Annotated in this window: 19 protein-coding genes, 1 pseudogene and 1 riboswitch; of the genes and pseudogenes, 8 read left to right on the top strand and 12 right to left on the bottom strand. The window is 75.1% G+C overall.

Going from position 1 to position 23251, the window contains the following annotated elements; genetic code table 11:
• Positions 1–10: 10 nt before the first annotated feature.
• The 7 genes from B5D80_RS26900 to B5D80_RS26870 form a co-directional block, all read right to left on the bottom strand.
• Complete coding sequence (locus B5D80_RS26900; RefSeq protein WP_088646754.1) at positions 11–1384, bottom strand: cobyrinic acid a,c-diamide synthase CobB; 1374 nt, start codon at positions 1382–1384, stop codon at positions 11–13.
• A gap of 80 nt (positions 1385–1464) precedes the next feature.
• The gene (gene cobO, locus B5D80_RS26895) at positions 1465–2076 is read right to left on the bottom strand and encodes a cob(I)yrinic acid a,c-diamide adenosyltransferase (RefSeq protein ID WP_088646740.1); all 612 of its coding nucleotides are present in this window, start codon (positions 2074–2076) and stop codon (positions 1465–1467) included.
• Positions 2076–4268: a VWA domain-containing protein gene (locus B5D80_RS26890; RefSeq protein ID WP_088646755.1), complete on the bottom strand. Its 2193-nt coding sequence runs from the start codon at positions 4266–4268 to the stop codon at positions 2076–2078. The genes cobO and B5D80_RS26890 overlap by 1 nt, the downstream gene beginning before the upstream one ends.
• 47 nt (positions 4269–4315) lie before the next feature.
• A complete protein-coding gene (gene cobN, locus B5D80_RS26885) occupies positions 4316–8029 on the bottom strand; it encodes a cobaltochelatase subunit CobN (protein ID WP_088646739.1) in 3714 nt (1237 codons plus the stop codon).
• A 310-nt stretch (positions 8030–8339) separates the two neighbouring features.
• Positions 8340–8469: riboswitch (cobalamin riboswitch) on the bottom strand.
• Positions 8470–9238: 769 nt separating this feature from the next.
• Positions 9239–9574 carry a hypothetical protein gene (locus tag B5D80_RS26880; RefSeq protein WP_088646738.1) on the bottom strand — a complete coding sequence of 112 codons (336 nt, stop codon included), beginning with the start codon at positions 9572–9574 and terminating at the stop codon, positions 9239–9241.
• A gap of 91 nt (positions 9575–9665) precedes the next feature.
• The gene (locus B5D80_RS26875) at positions 9666–10565 is read right to left on the bottom strand and encodes an aldo/keto reductase (RefSeq protein WP_088646737.1); all 900 of its coding nucleotides are present in this window, start codon (positions 10563–10565) and stop codon (positions 9666–9668) included.
• Positions 10566–10638: 73 nt separating this feature from the next.
• Entirely contained in the window at positions 10639–11835 is a 1197-nt protein-coding gene (locus B5D80_RS26870; protein ID WP_088646753.1) for an MFS transporter, read from the bottom strand.
• 312 nt (positions 11836–12147) lie between these two features.
• Here B5D80_RS26870 and B5D80_RS26865 point away from each other — a divergent pair, with 312 nt between their 5' ends.
• Positions 12148–12951: an AfsR/SARP family transcriptional regulator gene (locus B5D80_RS26865; protein WP_342747133.1), complete on the top strand. Its 804-nt coding sequence runs from the start codon at positions 12148–12150 to the stop codon at positions 12949–12951.
• A gap of 4 nt (positions 12952–12955) precedes the next feature.
• On the opposite strand, the gene B5D80_RS26860 is transcribed toward B5D80_RS26865, so the two are convergent.
• The 5 genes from B5D80_RS26860 to B5D80_RS26835 all read right to left on the bottom strand — a co-directional run bounded on the left by B5D80_RS26860 (position 12956) and on the right by B5D80_RS26835 (position 18620).
• The gene (locus B5D80_RS26860) at positions 12956–14167 is read right to left on the bottom strand and encodes an MFS transporter (RefSeq protein WP_144081774.1); all 1212 of its coding nucleotides are present in this window, start codon (positions 14165–14167) and stop codon (positions 12956–12958) included.
• A 240-nt stretch (positions 14168–14407) separates the two neighbouring features.
• A complete protein-coding gene (locus tag B5D80_RS33500) occupies positions 14408–14935 on the bottom strand; it encodes a thioesterase family protein (protein WP_158224246.1) in 528 nt (175 codons plus the stop codon).
• The gene (locus B5D80_RS34920; protein ID WP_088646732.1) at positions 14932–16113 is read right to left on the bottom strand and encodes an acyl-CoA dehydrogenase family protein; all 1182 of its coding nucleotides are present in this window, start codon (positions 16111–16113) and stop codon (positions 14932–14934) included. Before B5D80_RS34920 ends, B5D80_RS33500 begins: the two co-directional genes overlap by 4 nt.
• 12 nt (positions 16114–16125) lie before the next feature.
• Positions 16126–17481: an aspartate aminotransferase family protein gene (locus tag B5D80_RS26840; RefSeq protein WP_088646731.1), complete on the bottom strand. Its 1356-nt coding sequence runs from the start codon at positions 17479–17481 to the stop codon at positions 16126–16128.
• Positions 17478–18620 (bottom strand): 3-oxoacyl-ACP synthase III family protein, encoded by a 1143-nt coding sequence (locus tag B5D80_RS26835; protein ID WP_169733115.1) that lies wholly within the window; start codon positions 18618–18620, stop codon positions 17478–17480. The genes B5D80_RS26840 and B5D80_RS26835 overlap by 4 nt, the downstream gene beginning before the upstream one ends.
• Before the next feature lie 247 nt (positions 18621–18867).
• Between B5D80_RS26835 and B5D80_RS26830 the strand changes: the two genes are divergently transcribed.
• The 7 genes and pseudogenes from B5D80_RS26830 to B5D80_RS26800 form a co-directional block, all read left to right on the top strand.
• Complete coding sequence (locus tag B5D80_RS26830; RefSeq protein ID WP_245855000.1) at positions 18868–19653, top strand: LppM family (lipo)protein; 786 nt, start codon at positions 18868–18870, stop codon at positions 19651–19653.
• A complete protein-coding gene (locus B5D80_RS26825; RefSeq protein ID WP_088646730.1) occupies positions 19650–19994 on the top strand; it encodes a hypothetical protein in 345 nt (114 codons plus the stop codon). Before B5D80_RS26830 ends, B5D80_RS26825 begins: the two co-directional genes overlap by 4 nt.
• Positions 19995–20005: 11 nt before the next feature.
• On the top strand, positions 20006–20614 hold the full coding sequence (locus tag B5D80_RS26820; protein ID WP_088646729.1) for a glycine zipper family protein: 609 nt from the start codon (positions 20006–20008) through the stop codon (positions 20612–20614).
• Positions 20611–21303, top strand: a complete 693-nt coding sequence (locus B5D80_RS26815) for a carboxypeptidase-like regulatory domain-containing protein (RefSeq protein WP_088646728.1) — start codon at positions 20611–20613, stop codon at positions 21301–21303. Before B5D80_RS26820 ends, B5D80_RS26815 begins: the two co-directional genes overlap by 4 nt.
• Before the next feature lie 27 nt (positions 21304–21330).
• On the top strand, positions 21331–22596 hold the full coding sequence (locus B5D80_RS26810) for a phage tail sheath family protein (RefSeq protein ID WP_088646727.1): 1266 nt from the start codon (positions 21331–21333) through the stop codon (positions 22594–22596).
• A gap of 1 nt (position 22597) precedes the next feature.
• On the top strand, positions 22598–23080 hold the full coding sequence (locus B5D80_RS26805; RefSeq protein WP_088646726.1) for a phage tail protein: 483 nt from the start codon (positions 22598–22600) through the stop codon (positions 23078–23080).
• A pseudogene (locus B5D80_RS26800) lies at positions 23055–23251 on the top strand (hypothetical protein); the annotation flags it as partial. The gene B5D80_RS26805 and the pseudogene B5D80_RS26800, both read left to right, overlap by 26 nt.

The following is a 23251-nucleotide window of genomic DNA, read 5'->3' as shown; positions in this document are numbered from 1 at the left end:
CCGGTGCCGGTCACCGGGCCGCCGCCTCGACCAGGCGGCGGGCGGTGCGGGGGTGGCCCGCCCAGTGGGTGTGCAGGTAGGAGGCGTGCACCCGCCCGGCGACGAAACCGTGGTCGGTGCCGTCCCACCGCCAGGCGGGCCGGTCGCCGTGCCCGGGGTCGGTGACGGTGCGGTGGAACTCGTGGCCGCGTACCCGCTCACCGGCGGCGTGGACCGGGGAGTCGGTGGTGGCGACCGCGTCGCGGTAGCCGAGGGTGAGCCGGCCGGTCATCCGGGCGTGGTGGTCGAGCCGCCCGCACATCGGCACCCCGTCCAGGGAACGGCCGAGGTAGAGCAGCCCGGCGCACTCGGCGACCACCGGCCCGGTAAAGCCGGCCAGCTCGGCGCGGAGCCCGGTGTTGTCGCTCAACGCCTCGACGTGCACCTCGGGGAAGCCACCGCCGATGACCACGGCCCGGGTGCCGGCGGGCAGCGCCGGGTCGGCCAGCGGGTCGAACGGGGCCACGGTCGCGCCGGCGGCGGTGAGCAGTTCGGCCGTCTCGGCGTACGAGAAGGTGAAGGCGGCACCGGCGGCGACCGCGACGACCGGTCGGTCCCCGCCGGCCGGTCCCCCGACGGCGACGCCCGGGTCCCAGCCGTCCACGGTCAGCGGCGGGGCGCTGCGCGCCAGGTCGAGCACGGCGTCGAGGTCGACGGTGGCCTCGACCAGCCCGGCGAGCGCGTCGACGACGGCCAGTGACTCCGGCGCCCGTTCGGCGACCGGCACCAGCCCCAGGTGGCGGGCCGGCGCGGCCACCTCGACGGCCCGGGTCACCGCCCCCAGCACCGGTACGCCCACCTCGGCGAGCGCGTCGCGCAGCAGGGTCTCGTGCCGGGGCGAGCCGACCCGGTTGAGGATCACCCCGCCGACCCGTACCGCCGGGTCGAAGGCGCGCATGCCGAGCACCAGCGCGGCGGCCGACCGGCCCTGCGCGGTGGTGTCCAGGACCAGCAGCACCGGCGCGTCGAGCAGCGTGGCGACGTGCGCGGTGGACGCGTAGCCGCCCCGGCCGACCGCGCCGTCGTGCAGCCCCATCACCCCCTCCACCACGGCGACGTCGGCGGGCGTGGGGACGCTCGCGCCGTGCCGCAGCAGCGGGGCGATCAGCTCTTCCCCGACCAGCCACGGGTCGAGGTTGCGGCCGGGACGGCCGGCGGCGAGCGCGTGGTAGCCGGGGTCGATGTAGTCGGGGCCGACCTTGTGCGGGCTGACCGTGAGGCCCCGGCGGCGCAGCGCGGCGAGCAGTCCGGTGGCGACCGTGGTCTTGCCGTGCCCGCTGGCCGGGGCGGCGACCACCAGCCGGGGCAGCGCCCACGGACCGGTCGGCGCGCCGGACGGCGGCACGCCCGGCGCGGTGCCGCCCGGGTGACCGGCCGGCGCGTTGCCCGGCGGGCGGCGCTGGTCGGTGCGGCGGGTCGGTCCGGTCACCACTCGATGCCCTTCTGGCCCTTCTGGCCGGCGTCCATCGGGTGCTTGACCTTGGTCAGTTCGGCGACCAGGTCGGCCGCGGCGACCAGTCGCGGGTCGGCGTCCCGGCCGGTGATCACCACGTGCTGGAAGCCGGGCCGGTGGGTGAGGGTGTCGACCACCTCGTCGACGTCCACCCAGCCCCACTTCATCGGGTAGGTGAACTCGTCGAGGACGTACAGGCCGTAGCGTTGGGCGGCCAGGTCACGCTGGATCTGCCGCCAGCCCTCCAGGGCGTCGGCGGCGTGGTCGCCGTCGCCGCCGCGCTGGATCCACGACCAGCCCTCGCCCATCTTGTGCCAGGCGACCGGCGCGCCCTGCCCGGTGTCGGCGTGCACCTGCCCCAGGGCCCGGAAGGCGTTCTCCTCGCCCACCCGCCACTTGGCGCTCTTGACGAACTGGAACACCCCGATCGGCAGCCCGGCCGTCCAGGCCCGCAGCGCCAGCCCGAACGCCGCCGTCGACTTCCCCTTCATCTGCCCGGTGTGCACGATGGTCAACGGGCGGTGCCGCCGCTGCCGGGTGGTCAACCCGTCGGCGGGCACGTGTTCCGGTTTCCCCTGCGGCATCAGCGCACGCTCCGATTCGCTCCGACGGTGGCGAGCCCGGCCAGCGGGTCGGCGGTGACCGTGTCCAGGCGGTGGTGGGCCGCGCCGAGCTGACCGGCCAGCCGGTGGGCCAGGTGCAGCCGCACCGGGCCGGACTCACAGTCCACCACGACGCAGGGCGCGCCGGTGGCGGCGAGCACGGCCGCCGCGCGTGCCGACCGCTCCAGCGGCCGGTGCCCGGCGGTGGCCCGGCCGTCGGTGACGACCAGCACCAGCGGACGCCGTCGCGGGTCCCGAAGCCGCTGCACCCGCAGCAGGTCGGCGGCGGCGAGCAACCCCTCCGCCAGCGGGGTACGCCCGCCGGTGGGCAACTCGGCCAGCCGCGCCGACGCGGCCAGCACCGAGGAGGTGGCCGGCAGCAGCACCTGCGCGCCGGCACCCCGGAAGGCGACCACCGCCACCGTGTCCCGCCGCTGGTAGGCGTCGGTGAGCAGGGCCAGCACCGCGCCCTTGACCGCCGACATCCGCTGCCGCGCGCCCATCGACCCGCTGGCGTCGACGACGAACAGCACCAGGTTGCCCTCGCGGCCCTCCCGGACCGCCTCCCGCAGGTCGTCGGGGCGCAGCAGCAGCCGGCCGTCGCACCGTCCCCGCCGGGCCTGGTGCGGGGCGGCGGCGCGCAGGGTCGCCGGCAGGTGCACCGCGGTCGGCCGGCCGGCGGGCACCCGGGCCCCGGTGGTCCGCCCGCGCCCGGTCCGGGCCCGCGACCGCCGGCCGGGCACCCCGTCGCCGACCCCCGGCGCGGTGAACAACCGGGCCGTCAACCCCCGCTGCGGTACGGCCACCGAGCCGACGCCCGCCGGGTCACCCGGGTTCGCGGTGCCGCCCTGGCCGGGCCGTCCGGGACGGGCACCGGCGTGGTCGGCCGACCCGTCGTCGGGGCGTCCCGACCGGTCGCCGGCGTCCGGTCCGCCGGCGGCGGCGCGGTCCGGCCACCTGTCGTCCACGGCCGGCGGGGAGGTCGGGCCGGTCCGGGCGGGCGGGTCGTGGTCGGGCGACCCACCGGCGTCCTGCGGCCCACCGGCGGCATCGGGTGGGCCACCGTCCGGTGGCTGTGGACCGGACCCGCCGCCGGGGCCGCCCGCCGAGGGGCCACCCGGTCCGCCGCCGTCGGGGCCGCCGGGGTCACCCGGACCGCTCGGGCCGGTGTCCGGCGGATCGTCGTCGGGGTGCTCGTCGCGGGCCCGCTGCAACGCCTCGTCGAGGCGCTTCTCGTCCAGGCCCGGGGTGTCGAACGGGTCGCGGCGACGGCGGTGCGGCAGGGCCAGCCGGGCGGCGACCCGGACGTCGTCGGCGGTCACCCGGTCCCGGCCCTGCCAGGCGGCGTGCGCGACGGCGGTCCGGGCGGTGACGATGTCGGCACGCATCCCGTCCACGTCGAACGCGGCGCAGACCTCGGCGATCTGCCGCAACGCGCCGTCGGGCAGCAGCACCCGGTCGAGCCGGTCCCGGGCGGCGGCCACCCGGGCGGCCACCTCGGCGTCGGCGGCGGCCCACCGGGCGGCGAACCCGGCCGGGTCCGCGTCGGCGGCGAGCCGACGGCGCACCACCTCCACCCGGACCACCGGATCGCGGCTGGCGGCCACCTCGACGGTGAGCCCGAACCGGTCGAGCAACTGCGGGCGCAGCTCACCCTCCTCCGGGTTCATCGTGCCCACCAGCAGGAACCGGGCGGCGTGACTGACCGAGACACCCTCCCGTTCGACGTGGCAGCGGCCCATCGCGGCGGCGTCCAGGAGCAGGTCGACCAGGTGGTCGTGGAGCAGGTTCACCTCGTCGACGTAGAGCACCCCCCGGTGGGCGGCGGCGAGCAGGCCCGGCTCGAAGGCGCGTACCCCCTCGGCGAGGGCCTTCTCCAGGTCCAGCGAGCCGACCACCCGGTCCTCGGCGGCGCCGACCGGCAGCTCCACCAGCCGGGCCGGCCGACGCTCCACCGGCCCGGCGGCCGGGTGCGGGCCGTCCGGGCAGGTCGGGTCCGGGGCTGCCGGGTCACAGCCGAACCGGCACCCGGCGACCCGGTCCACCGGCGGGAGCAGGGCGGCCAGGGCCCGCACGGCGGTGGACTTGGCGGTGCCCTTCTCGCCCCGCACCAGCACCCCGCCGATCGCCGGGCTGACCGCGTTGAGCAGCAGCGCCAGCCGCATGTCGTCCATCCCGAGCACGGCCGAGAAGGGGTAGCCGCCCACTGTGGTCGGGGGTGTCACTGTCGCTCCTCCAGGTCGCCCTCGGTGGCCAGGTACGTCTCCCGGAGGCGGTCCAGGGTGGTGGGGTCGGGAGCCGCCCACAGGCCACGTTCGGCGGCCTCCAGGAGCCGTTCGGTGATGCCGCGCAGCGCCCACGGGTTGGACCGCTCCAGGAACTCGCGGGTCTGCCCGTCGAACAGGTACGCCTCGGCGAGGCGCTCGTACATCCAGTCGTCGACGACCCCGGCGGTGGCGTCGTAGCCGAACAGGTAGTCCACGGTGGCGGCCAGCTCGAACGCGCCCTTGTAGCCGTGTCGGCGCATCGCCGCGATCCACTTCGGGTTGACCACCCGGGCCCGGAACACCCGCCGGGTCTCCTCGCCGAGGGTGCGGGTACGCACGTCGTGCGGCATCGCCGAGTCGCCCACGTACGCGGCCGGCGCGGCCCCGGTCAGGTGACGCACCATCGCCACCATCCCGCCGTGGTACTGGAAGTAGTCGTCGGAGTCGACGATGTCGTGCTCGCGGGTGTCCTGGTTCTTCGCCGCCACCGCGATCCGGGCGAAGGAACGTTCCATGTCGGCCCGCGCCTCCCGCCCGTCCAGACCCCGACCGTAGGCGTAGCCGCCCCACACGGCGTACACCTCGGCCAGGTCGGCGTCGGTGCGCCAGTTCCGGGCGTCGATCAGCGGCAGCAGCCCCGCCCCGTACGCCCCGGGCTTGGACCCGAAGATCCGGGCGGTGGCCCGCCGCTCGTCGCCGTGCGTGGCGAGGTCGGCGGCCACGTGCGCACGCAGGTAGTTGTCCCCGGCCGGCTCGTCGAGGGCGGCGACGAGCCGTACCGCGTCGTCGAGGAGGGCGACGACGTGCGGGAACGCGTCCCGGAAGAAGCCGGAGATGCGGACCGTGACGTCGACCCGGGGCCGGCCCAGTTCCGCCACCGGCACCACCTCGACGCCGGTGACCCGCCGCGACCGGTCGTCCCACACCGGCCGGCAGCCGAGCAGGGCCAGCACCTCGGCGATGTCGTCGCCCTGGGTACGCATGGCGCTGGTGCCCCACACGGTCAGCCCGACCGACCGCGGGTACTCCCCGGTGTCGGCGAGGTAGCGGGCGAGCAGCGAGTCGGCCAGCGCCACCCCGACGTCCCAGGCGTTGCGGCTGGGGATCGCCTTCGGGTCGACGGAGTAGAAGTTGCGGCCGGTGGGCAGCACGTTGACCAGGCCCCGGGTGGGCGACCCGGACGGTCCGGGCGGCACGAACCGGCCGGCGAGCGCGCCGAGGGTGTGGGTGATCTCGTCGGTGGTGCGGTCCAGCCGGGGCACCACCTCGCGGGCGGCGAACCGCAGCACCTCGGCGGCGTCGGGGCAGGACCGGCCGGTCACCTCCGTGACCACCGGGTCGGCCCGGTCGGCGTGCCAGCCGAGGGTCTCCATGCCGAGGACGAGCCGTCGGGCCAGCGCCTCGATCAGGTCCACCGCGTCGGCGGCGGTGACCGCCGGCCCGTCGACGACGTCGGTCAGCGCCGCCGGCAGCGCCACCCGGGCCCCGGGCTCGGCGAGCAGCGCCTGCTCGTCGAGGCCGTAGCCGGCGGCGAGAGCCTGCCGCAGGCCGGGCAGGGCCCGGCTGCCGCCCCACACCTGCGGGGCGCGCAGCACGGCCAGGACGAGGTTGACCCGGGCCTCACCGGTGGGCACCCCGGCCAGGACGTGCAGCCCGTCGCGGATCTGCACGTCCTTGACCTCGCACAGGTAGCCGTCGAGGTGCAGCACGAAGTCGTCGAAGTCGTCGGCGGCGGGCATCGCCTCGGTGTGCAGGTCGTGGTGGAGTTCGGCGGCGCGCACCAGCTCCCAGATCTGCCCCCGGACCACCGGCACCTTCGCCGGGTCGAGGGCCTGCACGGTGGCGTACTCGTCCAGCAGTTGTTCGAGTTTCGCCAGCTCGCCGTAGGTCTCGGCGCGGGCCATCGGGGGCACCAGGTGGTCGACCACGACGGCGTGCGCCCGCCGCTTGGCCTGGGTGCCCTCGCCGGGGTCGTTGACGATGAACGGGTAGACCAGCGGCAGGTCACCGAGGACGGCGTCGGGGGCGCAGTCGGCGGCCAGGCCGAGGCCCTTGCCGGGCAGCCACTCCAGGGTGCCGTGCTTGCCGAGGTGCACCACCGCGTCGGCGCCGAAGCCGCCGTCGTCGACCGGCGCGGCCAGCCACCGGTACGCGGCCAGGTAGTGGTGGCTGGGCGGCAGGTCGGGGTCGTGGTAGATGGCGATCGGGTTCTCGCCGAAGCCGCGCGGCGGCTGGATCAGCAGGGTGACGTTGCCGAACCGCAGCCCGGCCAGGACGATGTCCCCGTCGTCGGTGTAGAGCTGGCCGGGTGGCTCACCCCAGTGTTCCCGCATCCGGTCCCGCAGGTCGACCGGCACCTGGTCGAACCAGCGCCGGTAGGTCTCCCCCGGCACCCGGGCCTCGGCGGCGGCCAACTGTTCCGGGGTGAGCCACTCGACGTCGTGGCCACCGGCGGCGATCAGCGCGTGGATCAGCGCGTCCCCGTCGGTGGGTGGTGGCGCGTCGCCGAGGTGGTACCCGTCGGCGGCGAGGGCGGCGAGCAGCCGGACCGCCGAGGCGGGGGTGTCCAGGCCGACGGCGTTGCCGACCCGGGAGTGCTTCGTCGGGTAGGAGCTGAGCACGATCGCCACCCGCTTGCCGGCGTTGGGCAGGTGCCGCAGCCGGGCCTGCCGGACGGCGATCCCGGCGACCCGGGCGGCCCGCTCGGCGTCGGCGGCGTAGACCGACAGCCCGTCGGCGTCGATCCGTTTGAACGAGAACGGCACGGTGACGATCCGGCCGTCGAACTCGGGGATGGCCACCTGCATGGCCGCGTCCAGCGGGGACAGCCCGGCGTCGCTTGCCGCCCACTGCTCCCGGGTGCTGGTCAGGCAGAGCGCCTGGATCACCGGCACGTCGAGGGCGGCGAGCGCGCCGACGTCCCAGGCGTCCTCGTCGCCCCCGCCGGAGGCGTCGGCGGCGACCGTCCCCCCGGCGGCGAGGACGGTGACGACGAGCGCGTCGCAGCGGGCGAAGAGGTCCAGCGGCCCGTCGCCGGGGGTGAGCCCGCGCAGCGAACCGCAGAAGATCGGCAGCGGCTCACCGCCGGCCGCGTCGACCGCGTCGGCCAGGGTCCGCACGAATCCGGTGTTGCCGGCCAGCGCGTGCGCCCGGTAGAACACGATCCCCACCGTGGGCCGCCCGCCGCCGTCCTGTGGCCCGGCCGGTCCGGCCGCCGGATCAGCCTGGTCGACCGGGCGGCGGTGGTCGAGGATGCCGTACGGCGGGGTGGGGGTGGGAGGGTCGAAGCCCTCACCGGTGAGCAGGACCGTGTCGGAGAGGAACCGGGCGAGCTGGGCGAGGTTCTCCGCGCCCCCCTCCACCAGGTAGGACAGTGCTTCGGTGGCGACCCCGGAGGCCACCGTGGAGGCCGCCATCAGCTCCGCGTCGGGCACCGCCTCGCCGCCGAGCACGATCGTGGGCACGCCGGAGCCGAGCACCGCCGCGAGACCGTCCGGCCACGCCTGCCGCCCGCCGAGCAGCCGTACGACGGCCAGGTCGACCTCGTCGAGCAGGGCCGGCACGGCGGCCACGTCGACCCGGGTCGGGTTGGCGAGGCGGTAGTCGGCGGCGCTGGCGCGGGCGGCGAGCAGATCGGTGTCGGCGGTGGACAACAGCAGGATGCGCACGTGCGGCTCCGGAGAGTGACGTCCGGCTCGACCACAGGGCCGGGCCGAGCGGGGCGGGAGGGACGCCGGTCAGCGGCGGCGGAGGTACGACGCACCCCGCCTGCGGCGGGGCACCCCGGACCGGCCGTCAGCGGTACGTGGCAGGCCGACCGCCCCGGCGACGGCCGGCGACGGTGGGAGGGGTGGGGGCACGCGGCGGCGCGGGCTCGACGGTGATGCGGGAATCACCGACCGTGATCGGGTCGGCAGTGACGCGGTGCGTCATCGGGTCCTCCTCGGGTGTCCACGCCCTGGGGTTCTCCGACGGCCGAAGTATCCTGGCTCCCGGATCGACGCTCACCCCCGGCCTTCCAACCGTGCACGCACGGTCGTGACCCACGAGGGGGGATCGCTCCCCGGTGACAGTGGCGGGACCGCGTCGGAATCACACCGACTTCCTTCACTGCCGTCAGGCCGCGAATGCTGCCACACTCCTCACCCCGAGGTCAACGGCGGCCACCGGCCCCGCGACGGCACCGATCGACCCCCGTGGCGGGGCCGGCGACCGCCCGCTCCCCGCAGCCCAGGATGGGCCCGGCCCCCTCCCGGCGGCCGGCCCGCAGTGCCCGTGCGACGCACCTGCGCATCCGCCGGGGGAGCCTGCCGTCCGCCCGGGGGATGGGCCACCGTCCACCCACCGACCGGCGGGAAGCCGGGCGGCGCGGAGCTGATCCGGGTGCTGGGTCCCGGGCGGCGCCTTCCCGGTCTGCCCGTTCCCGGTCTGCCCGTTCCCGGAAGGTCGGGATACTTCTCTCGCACGCTGTCGAGCTGATGACGTCAACGACTCGGGCCGGCACGGTCCTCCGACCTGACCGGACGGTGGGCGGGTCGGGCTGCGCCGGCCACCCACCCGGCACCGGGGCGGCCCCGACCCGGTGCCGCACACAACCCTGGTACCACAGACCACCCCGGTGCCACAGGCCATTCCCGGGCCGCACGCGATGCGCCCCGGCGGGCGGTCACTCCCGACCCGGCGGTAAGGGTCGTCCCACCCGGCGGGGCCGATCCGTCACCGTCATCAGCTCGAAAGGGCCCACGACGACATACCCCAGACCCCTGCCCCGCAGCCCCGGGCCGGCCCGCGCCCCCACCCGCCACGTGGCCACACCCCACGGGCCCCACCCCGCCCCGCGCCGCCGCACACACGGCCAGCGGGTCAGCGGGTCACAGTCAGCGGAGGCGACGCTCGGGGTGGGCCCGGTTCCAGGCCCGCATCCGCTCCGGGTAACCGGTCTTCGCCGCCTCGTAGAGGGGTACCGCGTGCCGGTGGGCCAGCTTCGCCGCCGTACGCGGGGAGCCGGTGCGGCGGCGGATCCACTCCCCGTCGTGCGCGATCGCCACCACCGTGGTGTCGGTGGCGGTCGTCTCGGGTTCGAGATAGAACTCCACCCCCCGGTGGGCGGCGACGAAGTCCGCCAACGCGGTCAGGTCGTCCCGGGTGGCCTCCCGGTCGAGCTTGGTCGGGATGCCCTCGTCAGCCCGGGTCCGTCGGCTGAACCAGCCCATCTGCCCGTTCCTCTCCTCGGCGTCCCTCCAGTGGAGCACCCCCACCTGTAAGGGCGCTGCGAACCCGGTGACAGCCGGCTGAGCGGCCCGTTCACGCCCGGTCGAGGGCGGCCAGTTCGTCGGGGGTGAGCCGCAGCACCCCGGCGGCGACGTTCTCGGCCAGGTGGGCCGGGTCGCCGGTGCCGGGGATGGTCAGCACGTGCGGGCCCTGGTGCAGCGTCCAGGCGAGGCGTACCTGTTGCGGGGTGGCGTCGTGGGCACGGGCGACGGCGCGTACCGCCGCACCGTGGTCGGTGCGGGCCCCACCTTCGCGGTTGCCGCCGGTCAGGGAGAAGAACGGCACGTAGGCGATACCCCGGGCACCGCACTCGCGGACCATGGCGTCCTGGTCGCCACGGTTGTCCAGGGCGTAGTTGTTCTGCACGCAGACCACCGGGGCGATGCGCTGCGCCTCGTCGAGGTGGTCGAGGCGGACGTTGGACAGGCCCAGGTGCCGGATCAGGCCGGCGTCGCGCAGCTCGGCCAGCGCGCCGAAGCGTTCCGCCACGGAGTCCGGTGCGGGGCGCTTGACGATCCGCAGGTTGACCAGGTCGAGGTGGTCGCGGCCGAGCCGGCGCAGGTTCTCCTCCACCTGGGCGCGCAACTGCGCCGGGCCGGCCTCCTCGTGCACACCGGTGGCCGGGTCGGCCCGGAAGCCGACCTTGGTGGCGACGACCAGCCCCTCCGGGTACGGGGCGAGGGCGGCGCGGATCAGCTCGGTGGCGTACCGGGCGGGGCCGGTGCCGACCTTGAGGGTGCCGCCCGGCGAGACGTAGAAGGCGGCGGTGTCGATGTGGTCGACCCCCAGCTCGACGGCCCGGCGCAGCACGCGCAGCGCCCGCTCCCGGTCGGGGTGGGCGGTGATCCGCATCGAGCCGAAGCCCATCCGGTGCACGGTGCGGTCGCCCAGGGTCCAGCGGCCCGCCGCTGCGGCGGTGATCTCGGTTGGCATCCGGCGACCCTAGCCAGCGCCGGCGGCCCGGCGTAACGGCCGCGCACCCGATACCGGCCGGGGCCGACGACTGTTAGTTTTTCTGTACCGGGCCGGCGGGTGTCTGCGGCGTGGTTCTCGCCGGCGGCCGGGTCGCCGGCACCAGCGCCAGGGTGGGGATCAGCAGCACCGGCACCACCAACAGGGCGTGCAGGATGCCGACGTGGTCGCCGAGCAGGCCGAGCAGCGGCGGGCTGGCCAGGAACGACGTGTAGCCGAGCACCGCGACGACGCTGACCCGGGCGGGGGCGCGTTCCTCGTCGTCGGCGGCGGCGCTCATCCCGACCGGGAAGCCGAGCGACGCGCCGAGCCCCCAGAGGACCACGCCGACGACGGCGAGCGGCCCGGAGCCGGCCAGCACCGCCAGCAGGGAGCCGGCGGCGGCCAGTAGGATCGTGCCGATCAGCACCGGCACCCGGCCCCAACGGTCGATGGCCACGGTGCCGACGGTCCTGCCGATGGTCATGCCGGCGACGAAGACCCCGAAGACGGCGGCACCGGCGGCCTCGCTGACCCCGTAGCCGTCGACGAAGGCGACCGCGAGCCAGTCGTTGGCGCTGCCCTCGGTGAACGCCATCACCAGCACCAGCGCGCCGATGAGCAGGGTGCGCGGCTCCCGCCAGGCGGCGAGCAGTTCACCCCGGCGGGTCGACGCGGCCCCGTCGGCGGTCGAGGCGGCCGGGGTGGGCAGGAAGTTCCGCGCCCCGAGCAGGGTGCCGCCGAGCACCACCGCCGCCAGCACCGTCAGGTGCACGGTGATCGGCACGTCGAGCCGGGCCGCGCCCGCGCCGAGCCCGGCGCCGGCCACCGAGCCGAGGCTCCAGGCGGCGTGGAAGCGGGGCAGGATGGTGCGGCCGAGGCGTTTCTCCACCGCCGCGCCCTCGACGTTCATGCCCACGTCGCAGGTGCCGGAGCCGTAGCCGAGGGCGAACAGGCCGACCGCGACGCCGGGCAGCGAGCCGAGCGGGGTGGCGACGCCCACCCCGGCCAGACCGACCGCCACCAGCACGGTCGAGGCGACGACGGTACGGGCCGGGCCGAGCCGCTGGGTCACCAGGCCGGCGGTGGTCAGCGCCAGCACCGCACCCCCGGACATGGCCAGCAGCAGCAGTCCGAGCCGGCCGGCGCTGAGGCCGAGCGCGTCGCGGACCGCCGGGACCCGGGAGAACCAGGTCGCGACGGCGAGGCCGTTGAGGGCGAACACCACCGCGACCCCGGTACGGGCGGCCATGACCACCGGGGGCGGGACGGCTCGGTTCTCGGCGGCGGTGTTCACGGCGCGCGGCCCTCTCCCCCTGGTGTGGCCTTCCCGGCCCGGCTTTCCTGGTGTGGCCCGTGTTCCCCGGCCCGGTGTGTCCCCGTCCGGGCCCGACGTCCCACCCGCTGATCTCACACCGCTTTCGTCACGGCCACAAGCGAGATGTGCTCCTTACCGCAGCGGCACAGCCGAACGGAGATGGCGCGGCACCGTCATTATTGATCGACTGGCTTCAATTAATTATGGGGACTGACGGTACGGGGGCACGCGCATCGTGGGGGATTCGTGAAGTTCGGCATACTCGGAACATATGTGATACTTCCCGGGCAGAACTACTGCATCAATGCTCCCAAGCAACGCAATCTGATGGCGGTCCTGACGGTCAACGGAAATGTGCTCATCCCGGTGGAACGCCTGGCCAGGGAGGTGTGGCCGGACGAACCACCCGCCTCGGCCGGCAATCTGATCCGGCAGTACGTCTTCCGCCTCCGGCGCAGTCTGCCCCCGTCGGTGGGGCGGGCCATCATCACCGGCCCGGGTGGCTACAAACTGCGGTTGGCACGCGGCGACGTCGACAGCCACCTCTTCGACGCCAACGTGGTACGGGGTCGCGCCGCCTTCGCGGCGGGCCGGCTCGACGACGCGGTCAGGTCCCTGTCGGAGGCGCTGGCCGGCTGGCGGGGGGACCCGCTCGCCGACGTCGACCCGTCCCCCTCGATCCTGGCCGAGAGCCGACGGCTCGGTGAGCGGCGGCTGCTCGCCATCGAGATGCGCGCCGACGCCTACCTGCGCCTCGGCTGGTACGACGAGGCCGTCGAGGAGCTGGCCGCGCTGGTCACCCTCCACCCCGAGCGGGAACGGCTGCGCGACATGCAGATGCGGGCGCTGTGCCAGGTCGGCCGCCGGGCCGACGCCCTCGCGGTGTACCGCGACCTCCGTCAGACGCTTGCCGAGGGCGTGGGCATCGAACCGGGGCCGGCGTTGCAGCGGCTGCACCGGCAGGTGCTCGACGGCGACCCGGCGCTCAGCGAGCCGTCCGACGCCCGCCGGTCCGCCGCGGCCGGATGGTCCGGGGCGGCGTACCGGTGACGGTTCACCGGACCCGGTCGGGGCGCGACGGTAGCAGGGCCGCCGCGAGGGCGAACGCCGCCACCGCCAGCCCCGCCCCGGTGACCACCGTGGCCGCGCCCCAGCGGGTCAACAGGGGCGCCAGCAGCATGCTGCCCACGGCGAACCCCCAGCCGATCGCCGCGTACTGGAGGGAGAAGCCGGTGGCCCGGCGGTCGGCCGGCAGGACCCGTTCCAGGTGCAGCGACCGGGCCAGCACGGTCGGCCCCTCGAAGAGGCCGGCGACGGCGTACAGGGTCAGCAGCGCGACGGCGTACGGTCGCGCGACCACCGCCAGCGCGACCACCAGGCCGAGCACCAGCAGGGCTACGTCGGCCTGCCGCTGGTGGCCGCCCGGCCAGCTCCGCAGGCTGTACAGGACGCTGCCGAGGCCGGTCCCGACCGCGTACGCGGCGAGAGCCAGCCCGGCGAGCGACGCCTGCCCACTGCCGGTGAACAGCGGCACCGCCGCCACCGTCAGCACCCCGAGCAGCACCCGCAGCGCGGCGGTCAACGCCAGGGAGCGGGCCAGCAGGCGCAGCACCGGCAGCACCCGGCTGCGCCCGGCGGCGGGCCGGGCCGACGTCGGGTCGGGCAGGCGCAGGGCCGCCGCGGCGGCGACCGCGGCCGGCAGCGCGGTCAGGCCCACGCCGGCGGCGGGCGAGACGGCGGCGACCGTCACCCCGACCAGCACCGGTCCGAGCCCCCAGCAGACCTGGTTGAGCACCGTGTCCAGGGACAGCGCCCGGGGCAGCACGGCCGCGTCGACCAGGTGGGTGAGCATCGACCGCAGGCCGCCCGGTGCGCCGGCCGGCACCGCACCGGCCAACGCGACGAGGACGACCAGCAGCACCGTGCCGCCACCGGTGCCGACCACCACGGCGGCGGCCAGGAAGAGCAGCGCCTCGGCGGCCAGGCACCCGGCCAGGACGCGACGCGGGTTCCACCTGTCGATCAGCGCCCCGGCGGCCGGTGCCGCGACCGCCTCACCGATGGTGTGCGCGCCGACCAGCAGGCCGCTGAGCAGGTAGCCGTCGCTGAGCGCCCGGCCGGCGAAGACCAGTGCCAGCGGGGCCATCGCCACCGGCAGCCGGGCCCCGAAGGTGGCGACCGCCCAGCCCACCCACCCGGGCGACCGCAGGATCGCCCGCAGGGGCGTGCCGGCCCGCCCCGAGAGGTCCACCTGCGACGTCGCCACCCGACCCGCCCTTCCGCAGCCCCGTCCACCGGGGACGAACAGTAGTCACCACCGACACGCTCGGTACCCCACCCACCCCCACCCCCACCCCCGCTCCCACCCCCACCCACCCCGCCCGCTCCCGGCCCGCTCCCGCCCGCGTGATCAAGAGGTTTGCGTCAGGAAATGCCGCGACCGGTGACGCAAACCTCTTGATCACCGCACGAAGGCGCGGGCCGGAGCTCGGGTGGGGGCTGGTGGCTAGCCGGTGGGGGGTGGTAGTCGGCGGAGGAAGGCGGCCCGGTCGACGACCCGCCGCCGGTGGGAGCCGTGACCGAGCACCGTCCCGGTCGGACCGACCACGGTGAAGTCGACGTCGACGTCACGGCCCACGACGGTGAGGGCGACCCGGTAGGCAACCGGCTCGCCGCACCCGGCCACCGCCGCGTGGGTCAGCGTCACGCCGACGCCGACGGTCATCTCGCCGGCCGCCAGCACCGGGGCGAGCACCTCCACACAGGTCTGTTCCATCAGGCCCAGCATGGCCGGGGTGGACAGGACCATCAGGCCATCGTTGCCCCACCGGGTGGCGCAGTCGTCCTCGCGGACCACCCGGGTCCGCTCCCCCTCGACCCGACGCCCCTGCCCCGCAGCGGCAGCGCCCGCCCCGCCGGCAGCACCGGCCGGAGCAGGCCCGGCAGCATCGAGCGGAACGGACGAGGCCGCACCGGCCGGAACGGACCCGGCGGCGGGTGCGGTCACCCGGCCGGAACCCGTCGGGGCCGTCACGCCGGCACCGCCGGTGTGTCGACCGGGGCGGCGTAGCGGCGTACCACGTCCTTGTAGATGTTCTTCTTCTGCATCTCGGTGGTGCCGCCGGCGATCCGGATGGCGACGGCGTCGCGCAGGTGCCGCTCGATGCCGCCGGTACGGTCGTAGCCGGCGTGCCCGAAGATCTGGACCAGTTCGACGGTGGACCGGACCGCGCCCTCGGAGGCGGCCAGCTTGGCGCAGGAGGCGAGCGCACTGTAGGAGTCGTCGCCCCGGACCAGCGCGTCGGCGGCGGCGTAGGCGAGGTGCCGGGCCGACTCGATGGTGATGCGGATGCCGACGACCTTGTCCTGGATGAACTCGTGCTCGCCGATGGGGACGCCGAACGCCCGGCGTTCGGCGCAGCGGCGCAGCACCACGGGGAGCAGCGCCTCCAGTTGGGCGGCGACCACGACGCCGTACATGAGACGGTCGAAGGCCAGGAACGAGTAGAGGGTGGCGAGCCCGTCGCCGGGTGGCCCGACCACGTCGGCCGGGCCGACCGGCACCCCGTCCAGGATGATCGGTCCGGTGGGGCTGGTGCGCTGGCCGAGCAGGTCCTCGGCGATGCCGGTGTCGACGCCGGGCCGGTCGCGGTCCAGCACGAACAGGGTGATGTCCCGGGTGCCGATGCCGTCGAGCCGGCCGACGATCAGCAGGTGGTCGGCGACGGGCGCGTTGGTGATGTGTGCCTTGTGCCCGGTGAGCCGCCAGTCGTCGACGCCGTGCACGCGGGCCCGGGTGCCGACGGCGGCGACGTGGGAGCCACCGGCCGGTTCGGTGGCGGCGGTGGCGCCCACCGCGCCGCCGGCCAGCGCCGGGAGCAGCCGGCGGCGCTGTTCGGGGGTGCCGTGTTCGCACAGCACGTGCAGCAGGCCGGCGTGGGCGACGGCGGACAGCACGAAACCGGAGTCGTCCGCGCCCTGGGCGAGCCCTTCCAGCCCGGCCAGGAAGTCCCACAGGGTGCCCCCGTCGCCGCCGTGCTCGCGGGGCAGGTGGGCGGTCCAGAACCCCTCGTCGGCCAGCGCCTGCCAGGACTTGGTGTCGAAGACGCCGGCACGGTCGCGTTCGGCGGTGCCGGGGGCGACTGTCGTCGCGGCGAACCGGCGGAACCGTTCCCGGCGTGCGTGTTGCTCCCCGGTCCAGGTGATCTGCATCGTCGTGCCCTCTCAGCCGGCCTCGGTGATGTCGTGCAGGGTGAGCCGGACGGCGGCGGTGAAGGCCGCGACGTCGTCTCCGGTGGTGCAGGTGGTGACGCAACCCATGCCCCGGGGGGCGACGATCACGCCGTGGTTGAGCAGGCCCAGGAAGAAGGCGTGCTGGCGGGCGGCGTCGACGGCGCGGACGTCGCGGAACACCTCGACCCGGCGCGGGCCGACGTGGATGTTGAACAGCGACCCGACGCCGGTGACGACGGCGTCGACCGCCGCGGCGGCGAACACCCCGGTCAACTCCCGGCGCAGCAGGTCGCCGGTGCGGTTGAGCGCGTCGATGGTGGCCGCGTCGAGCTTGCCGAGGGTGACGATGCCGGCGGCGAGGCTAAGGGCGTTGCCGGTGAACGTGCCGCCCTGGTAGAGCGCCGGCCCGCCGGAGCGGGAGTCGTAGACGTCGGTGCCGCCCCGGGGTTCGAGCAACCCCATGATGTCGGCCCGGCCGCCGTACGCGCCGATCGGCAGCCCACCACCGATGATCTTGCCCATGGTGGTCAGGTCGGGGGTGACGCCGTACGCCTGCTGCGCGCCGCCGTACGCCAGCCGCAGCGTGATCACCTCGTCGAAGACCAGCAGGATGCCCAGTTCGTCGCAGGTGGCCCGCATCGCGGTCAGGTACTCGGCGGTGGCCGGGATCATCCCGCCGACGCCGAGCACCGGTTCGAGCACCAGCGCCGCCAGCCGGTCGGCGTGGGCGCGCAGGATCTCCTGCGACGCGGCGACGTCGTTGAACGGCACCACCAGGGTCTCCCGGGTGCGGGAGGCGGGGATGCCGCGCATCTCCGGCACGGAGGCGGGCGACCGGACGTCACCGGCGAGGTCGGCCGGTGGCCGTACGCTGATCATGACGTCGTCGGTGGTCCCGTGGTAGCCACCCTCGGCCTTGGCGACCAGCGGGCGGCCGGTGTGGGCCCGCGCCAGGCGCAGCGCGAACATCACCGCCTCGGTGCCGGAGCCGGTGAACCGGACCCGCTCCAGGCTCGGCACCCGCGCCACCACCAGCTCCGCCAGCTCGGCCTCCAGGGCCCGGGAGAACGAGTGCGAGGTGCCGTGCGGCAACTGCTCCCGGATGGCGGCGGTGACGTCCGGGTCGGCGTAACCCAGCGGCAGGGCGGTGTAGTTGGCCAGGAAGTCGCGGTAGGCGTTGCCGTCGACGTCCCAGACCGTGCCGCCGGCCCCCCGGTCCAGGTAGACCGGGTACGGCGGCCAGGAGTTGAGGCTGCGGGTCGCGCCGGCCGGGATCATCGCGCCGACCCGGGCGAAGTGTTCCTTCGAGCCGGGGGTGCGCTTGGCGTAGTCGGACAAGACGCTCATGCCGGTGGCTCCTCGTGGGTCGGCTGGCCGGCCGTGCCGCCGGGCCAGGTGATCAGGGCGCTTCCCCAGGTCATCCCCCCGCCGAAGGCGGCGAGCAGGACCCGGGCCCCGGGGCGGACCCGGCCGGCGTCGATCGCCGCGTCGAGGGTGACCGGCACGGACGCGGCGCCGGTGTTGCCGTAGTGGGTGCCGCTGATCGCCACCTGGTCGGCGACGAAGCCCAGCTCCTTGGTCACCTCACGCAGCAGCCGCACGTTGGCCTGGTGCGGGACGAGCAGGTCGAGGTCGGCGACGGTCAGCCCGCAGGCGGCGGTGGCGTCGGCGACGAGTTCCGGCAGCTTGCGTTCGGCGAACGCGCGTACCGCCCGACCGTCCATCGTGAAGTGGTGCCCGCCGTGGGCGACGGTGGCGGTGCTGGCCGGGGCGCGGCTGCCGCCGGCGGGGATCCGGACCAGGTCGTGCTGCCGGCCGTCGCTGCCCAGCCGGGTGTAGGCGATGCCGGCGGCGTCGGCCGAGCGGCCCAGCACCACCGCGCCCGCGCCGTCACCGAAGAGCACCGAGGTGCGCCGGTCGGTGTAGTCGAGGATGCGCGAGTAGGTGTCCGCGCCGATCACCACGGCGTACCTGATGGCCGGGTCGCACCGCATGATCTTGTGGGCGACGTCCAGGGCGTAGACGAAGCCGGTGCAGACGGCGTCCAGGTCCATCGCGTACGCGCCCCACGCGCCGAGGTTGGCCTGCACCCGGCAGGCGGTGGCGGGCAGCGGCAGGTCCGGGGTCGAGGTGCCCAGGATGATCAGGCCGACGTCGGCGGCGTCGACGCCGGCCCGGTCGAGGGCCTGCCGGGCGGCGTGGGTGGCCAGGTCGGAGGTGGCCTCGCCGGGCGCGGCGGCCCGTCGTTCGTGGACCCCCGTCCGGTCGACGATCCAGTCGGCCGTGACGCCGAGCGCCGCGGCCAGCGACGCGTTGGTCACCACCTGCTCGGGCAGGCAGGCACCGGTGGCGAGGATGCCCGGTGCCGCACCCGGGGTGGGGGTGCGGCCGTCGGCGGCGCGGGGTCGGGCGGGACTGGCAGCGGGCCGTCGTGGGTCGTGGCGGCTGCGTTCGGTCGGGCTTGCCTGTTCGGTGTCGGCATGCATGTCCCCAGGCTGCGGCCGGCGTGTTCAGCACCCGTCGCCGCCGAGATTTAACGCAGATCTAGCGGGTACGGAAATAGGGGACCGGCGATCATCCACAATGGCCGGTAATGGACACCGACCCTTCAGGATATCGACCGGCCAACCAATTCGTGGCGGCCGGACCGATAAGCGGATCGGTAAGATCGGAGACAGCCATCTGACCGATCGCCGACTGCCCGGTGTGAAGTGGATCACACACAATGTGCCCATGAATACCGGACGCGGACGCGGCAGGGCGGTACGGCTCACGGTGTGCCTGGTCCTGCTGACCCTGCTGGCCGGATGCATGCAGCTCAACCTGGGGCTGACCGTCAACGCCGACGACACCGTCGACGGGCAGCTCCTGCTCACCGCGGAGAAGTCGGTGCTCAGCAGCCGCAACAAGAACCTCGCGGTCGCCTACGCCGAACTGCGGGAGAACATCCCCGCCCTGCCCGCCGGCGAGGAGACCGTCTACGAGGACGAGCGCTTCTACGGCGCGCAGATCACTTATCGGCACACCCCGCTGAAAAGCTTCACCAGCGAGAGCGTGAAGCTCGTCCGCGACGGTGATCTCTACCGGTTCAGCCTGCCGCTCGACCCCAAGAAATACGGCGGGAAGGTGGCCGAACAGGATCCCCAGAACCAGCAGCGGTTCCTGCAACTCATGTCGTTCGAGATCTCGGTGACCTTTCCCGGCCGGGTGATCGATTCCAACGGCACGCTCACCGGGCGCTCGGTCACCTGGAAGGTCGTCGCCAGCGAGCCCAAACCGGCCGAGCTGCGGGCGGTCGCCGAGGCGCCGCCGCGCCCCACCCCGTCGGCCAGCCCCGCCGCCGCGAGCGGCACCGACGACCCGGGCGGCTTCCCGTGGCTGCCGGTGTCCGTGGCGGTCCTGGTCCTGCTCCTGCTGGCCGGCGGGGTCACCGCCGTCCTGCTGCGCCGTCGGGGCGGCACCGCCGCCGCCCCGGCCGCCCCCGCCCGTCCCGCACCATCCGAAGGGGGATCGCCGTGAACGATCTCTTCACCTGGGCCGCCCTCGGCACCGTGGCCGGTGCCAGCGCCGCCACCCTGCTCACCGCCAACGTCATCGGTGGCCTGCTCGGCCCGGACAACGACAAGGCCCGCAAGTGGATCGCCCTGGGCGTGGCGCTGCTCCTGTCGTACGCCACCGCGGCGTTCGCCACCGACGCGGGCGGCGAGAAGTGGCTGATCGCGTTCTTCAACGGGCTGGTCATCTTCTCCGCCGCGCTGGGCGTCAACCAGCTACCGTCCGGCAACCGGCAGCCCACCCGGGCCACCCCCGGCCAGCTCGCCCAGGGGCGGGAGCCCCGCTTCGTCCGCTCCTGGGTCTGAGGAGGCGCGTCATGGTCTACGGAATCGTCAGCGCCGCCGTCCACGTCCTGTGCGGGGCAGCGCTCGGGGTGAGCGCCGGTGGCCCGGTGGGGCTGCTGGTCGGCGCGGTCGTCGGCCTGCTCGTCGGCGTCCCGTTCGGCTGGTCGGTCGCCGCCGCCCGGGTGTACGGCCCGGACGCCCGGGGGGTGGCCCTGTTCGTCGTCGACCACACCTGGAGCCTGCCGAACACCGCCGCCGGGGCGCTCTACCTCGCCCTGCACCTGGTCGTCGGCCACTCGCTGGACCGGCGCACCTCGCAGCACAGCTGCCGGGTCAGCCTGGTCGAGGGGGTGTCCCCGCGCTACGCCACCACCATCGGCACGGTCTGCGCCGGTGCCGGCCCCGGCATCCAACGCCACGAGGACGTGCACATCCTCCAGGCGCGGCTGCTCGGGCCGCTCTACCTGCCGCTGGTGGCGCTCAACTACGTGCTGTTCACCATCGCCCCGGTGTGGCTGCTCTGGCACGACCACGCCAACGCCCCGATCAACCGGTTCACCCGCTACTTCGAGATCGGCGTCTACCCGCACGTGTGGAACGAGGCCATCGCGTACCGCATCCAGGGGACGCCGCCGCGATGACCGGCGACGGGCCGGGGCCGGTCGAGGCGGCCACCGCCGAACTGGCCGCCTGGCTGGCCGGGGCGGCCGGCGAGGACGTCCCGGTCGGCCCGCCCGCCGACGGGGGCGTCGGACTGACCCTGTGGCCGCTGGCCCTGCGGCCGGCCCGGCAGACCCGGGGCACCGGGACGCCCACGCCGTACCGGTTCACGATCCGTTACCTGGTCGCCGCCGCCGGCCCGGCCGCGCTGGCCGGGCTGGACCGGGTACTGACCGCCGCCGCCACGGCCGGCGAACCGGAACTGGTGCTGGAGGCCGGTGACCCGGCGCTGTGGGTGACGCTCGGCGTCGCCCCCCGGCCGGCGCTGCTGGTCGACGTGCTGGCCCAGGTGAGGTCCACGCCGCCGGTCGCGCCGCCGGTGCTGCACCCGCTGCGGCTGCACCGGTTGGACCTGCGTGACCTCGTCGGCCGGGTGGTCGGCCCGCAGCGGCAACCCCTGGCGGCGCTGCGGGTGGAACTGGTCGGCACCCCGTACGCCACCCACACCGACGCGGGCGGACGGTTCCGGCTCGCCGGTGTCCCGCACGACCCGGACCACCCCGACCAGCCGGTCCGGCTGCGCCTGGTCGGCCGGGGCCGCACCCTCACCGCCGAGGTCGACCCGGCCGACGCGGACATCGTCATCGTCTGCGAACCCCCGGCCCGCTGAGCCGGGACCGGCCGTACAGGAGGACCGATGCCCCACTACTTCTCCCCCGGCATCTACGTCGAGGAGGTGCCCGGCGCCGCCCGACCCATCGGGCCGGTCGGGATGGCCGTCGCCGCGTTCGTCGGGGTCGCGCCGAACCGCACCGCCCACGTCGACCGGGCGCTGGCCGTCAACAGCTGGTCGGAGTTCCTGCGGCTGTACGCCGACGGCGACGACCTGGAGAGCACCCCGCTGGCCCGGGCGGTCTTCGGCTTCCTCGACAACGGCGGCAGCCGCTGCTGGGTGGTCAACGTCGGCGCCGACGGGCAGCTCACCGGCACCGGGCAGCGGCGCACCGGGCTGCAACTGGTGGAGGCGATCGACGAGGTGGCCATCCTCGCCGCGCCCGGCTTCCACGACCCGGTGTCGCACGAGGCGCTGCTGAGCATGGCCGAGCGGCTACGCACCATGGTGGCGATCTGCGACCCGCCGCCCGGCATCGAGGACATCTCGACCCTGACCCGGGTGGCCACCCCCGCGCGCCCCGGCAGGGCCGGCGACGGGAAACCAGGTGACGGGAAACCGGGTGACGGCAAGCCCGCCGACGCGGCGACCACCCCGGCCGACACCGACACCGACGCCGGCACCGCCCACCGGGCCCGGCAGTGCGACTACGGCACCTACTACTTCCCCTGGCTGCGGGTACGCGACCCGCTCACCGGCGAGCTGGTGCTCACCCCGCCGAGCGGTCACATGGCCGGCATCTGGGCCCGTACCGACGCGCTGCGCGGCGTGCACAAGGCCCCCGCCAACGAGCCGGTACGCGGCGCGGTCGACCTGGAGTACCTGGTCACCCGCTCGGAACACGACGTGCTCAACCCCAAGGGGGTCAACGTCATCAGGTACTTCGCCGGGGAGGGCATCCGGGTGTGGGGGGCCCGCACCCTGGCCGCCGAGGCCAGCGAGTGGCGCTACCTCAACGTCCGCAGGTTGTCGATCTCCATCGAGCAGGCCATCGCGGGCGGCACCCGGTGGATGGTGTTCGAGCCCAACGACTACTCGCTGTGGCGCTCCATCCGCCGCGACATCGGCGCGTTCCTCACCCGGGTGTGGCGCGACGGGGCGCTGCTCGGGCGCACCCCCGAGGAGGCGTTCTTCGTCAAGTGCGACGAGGAGACCAACCCGGTCGACGTCCGCGACGCCGGGATGGTGGTCGCGCACATCGGCATCGCGGTGGTGAAGCCGGCGGAGTTCGTGGTGTTCAAGCTGAGCCAGTGGGCCGGCGGCACCGACACCGAGACCATCGGAGGCTGACATGCCGACCCCGGCCACCCCGCAACCGGGCGCCCCGGTCGACCCGTACCGGGCGTACCACTTCAAGCTGCTCATCAACGGCATCACCAACGGGCACTTCACCGAGGTCAGTGGCCTGGAGATGACGATCGGCCGACTGTCCTACCGGGAGGCCGGCAACGACCGGGTGCGGTCGGTCCCGGGGCAGGTCGACTACGCGCCGGTGACCCTGCACTTCGGGCTCACCCCGTCGCGCGAGCTGTGGGACTGGGTGCACGGCGCGGCGACCGGGGCGGTGAGCCGCCGCAACGTGTCGGTGGTGCTGCTGGACGCCGCCGGCACCGCCGAGGTGCTGCGCTGGAACCTGATCAACGCGTGGCCGATGCGCTGGCGCGGCGCGCACCTGCACACCCTGTCCCAGGAGATCGCCATCGTGGCGCTGACCCTCGCGTACGAGGGGCTGGAGTTGGAGGACGGCAGTGCCGCGGCGTCCACGACCGCGTGACTGGCTGGCCACCCGGCTGCGGGCCGCCGCCGACGCGGTGGCCCCCGCCCCGGCCGACCCGGCCACGCCGGTCACCGACCCCGCCGCACGGTGGGCCGGGCCGGCCCCGGCGTCGCGCGGGCCGGGGCAGCCGCCGGAGCACTGGCTGCGGATGGTCGCCGCGCACGCCCC

Source organism: Micromonospora wenchangensis (assembly GCF_002210435.1).
GTDB classification, from domain to species: Bacteria; Actinomycetota; Actinomycetes; order Mycobacteriales; family Micromonosporaceae; genus Micromonospora; species Micromonospora wenchangensis.
Note: the sequence above shows the minus strand (reverse complement) of the source record. Positions and strands in the feature narration are given on the sequence as shown.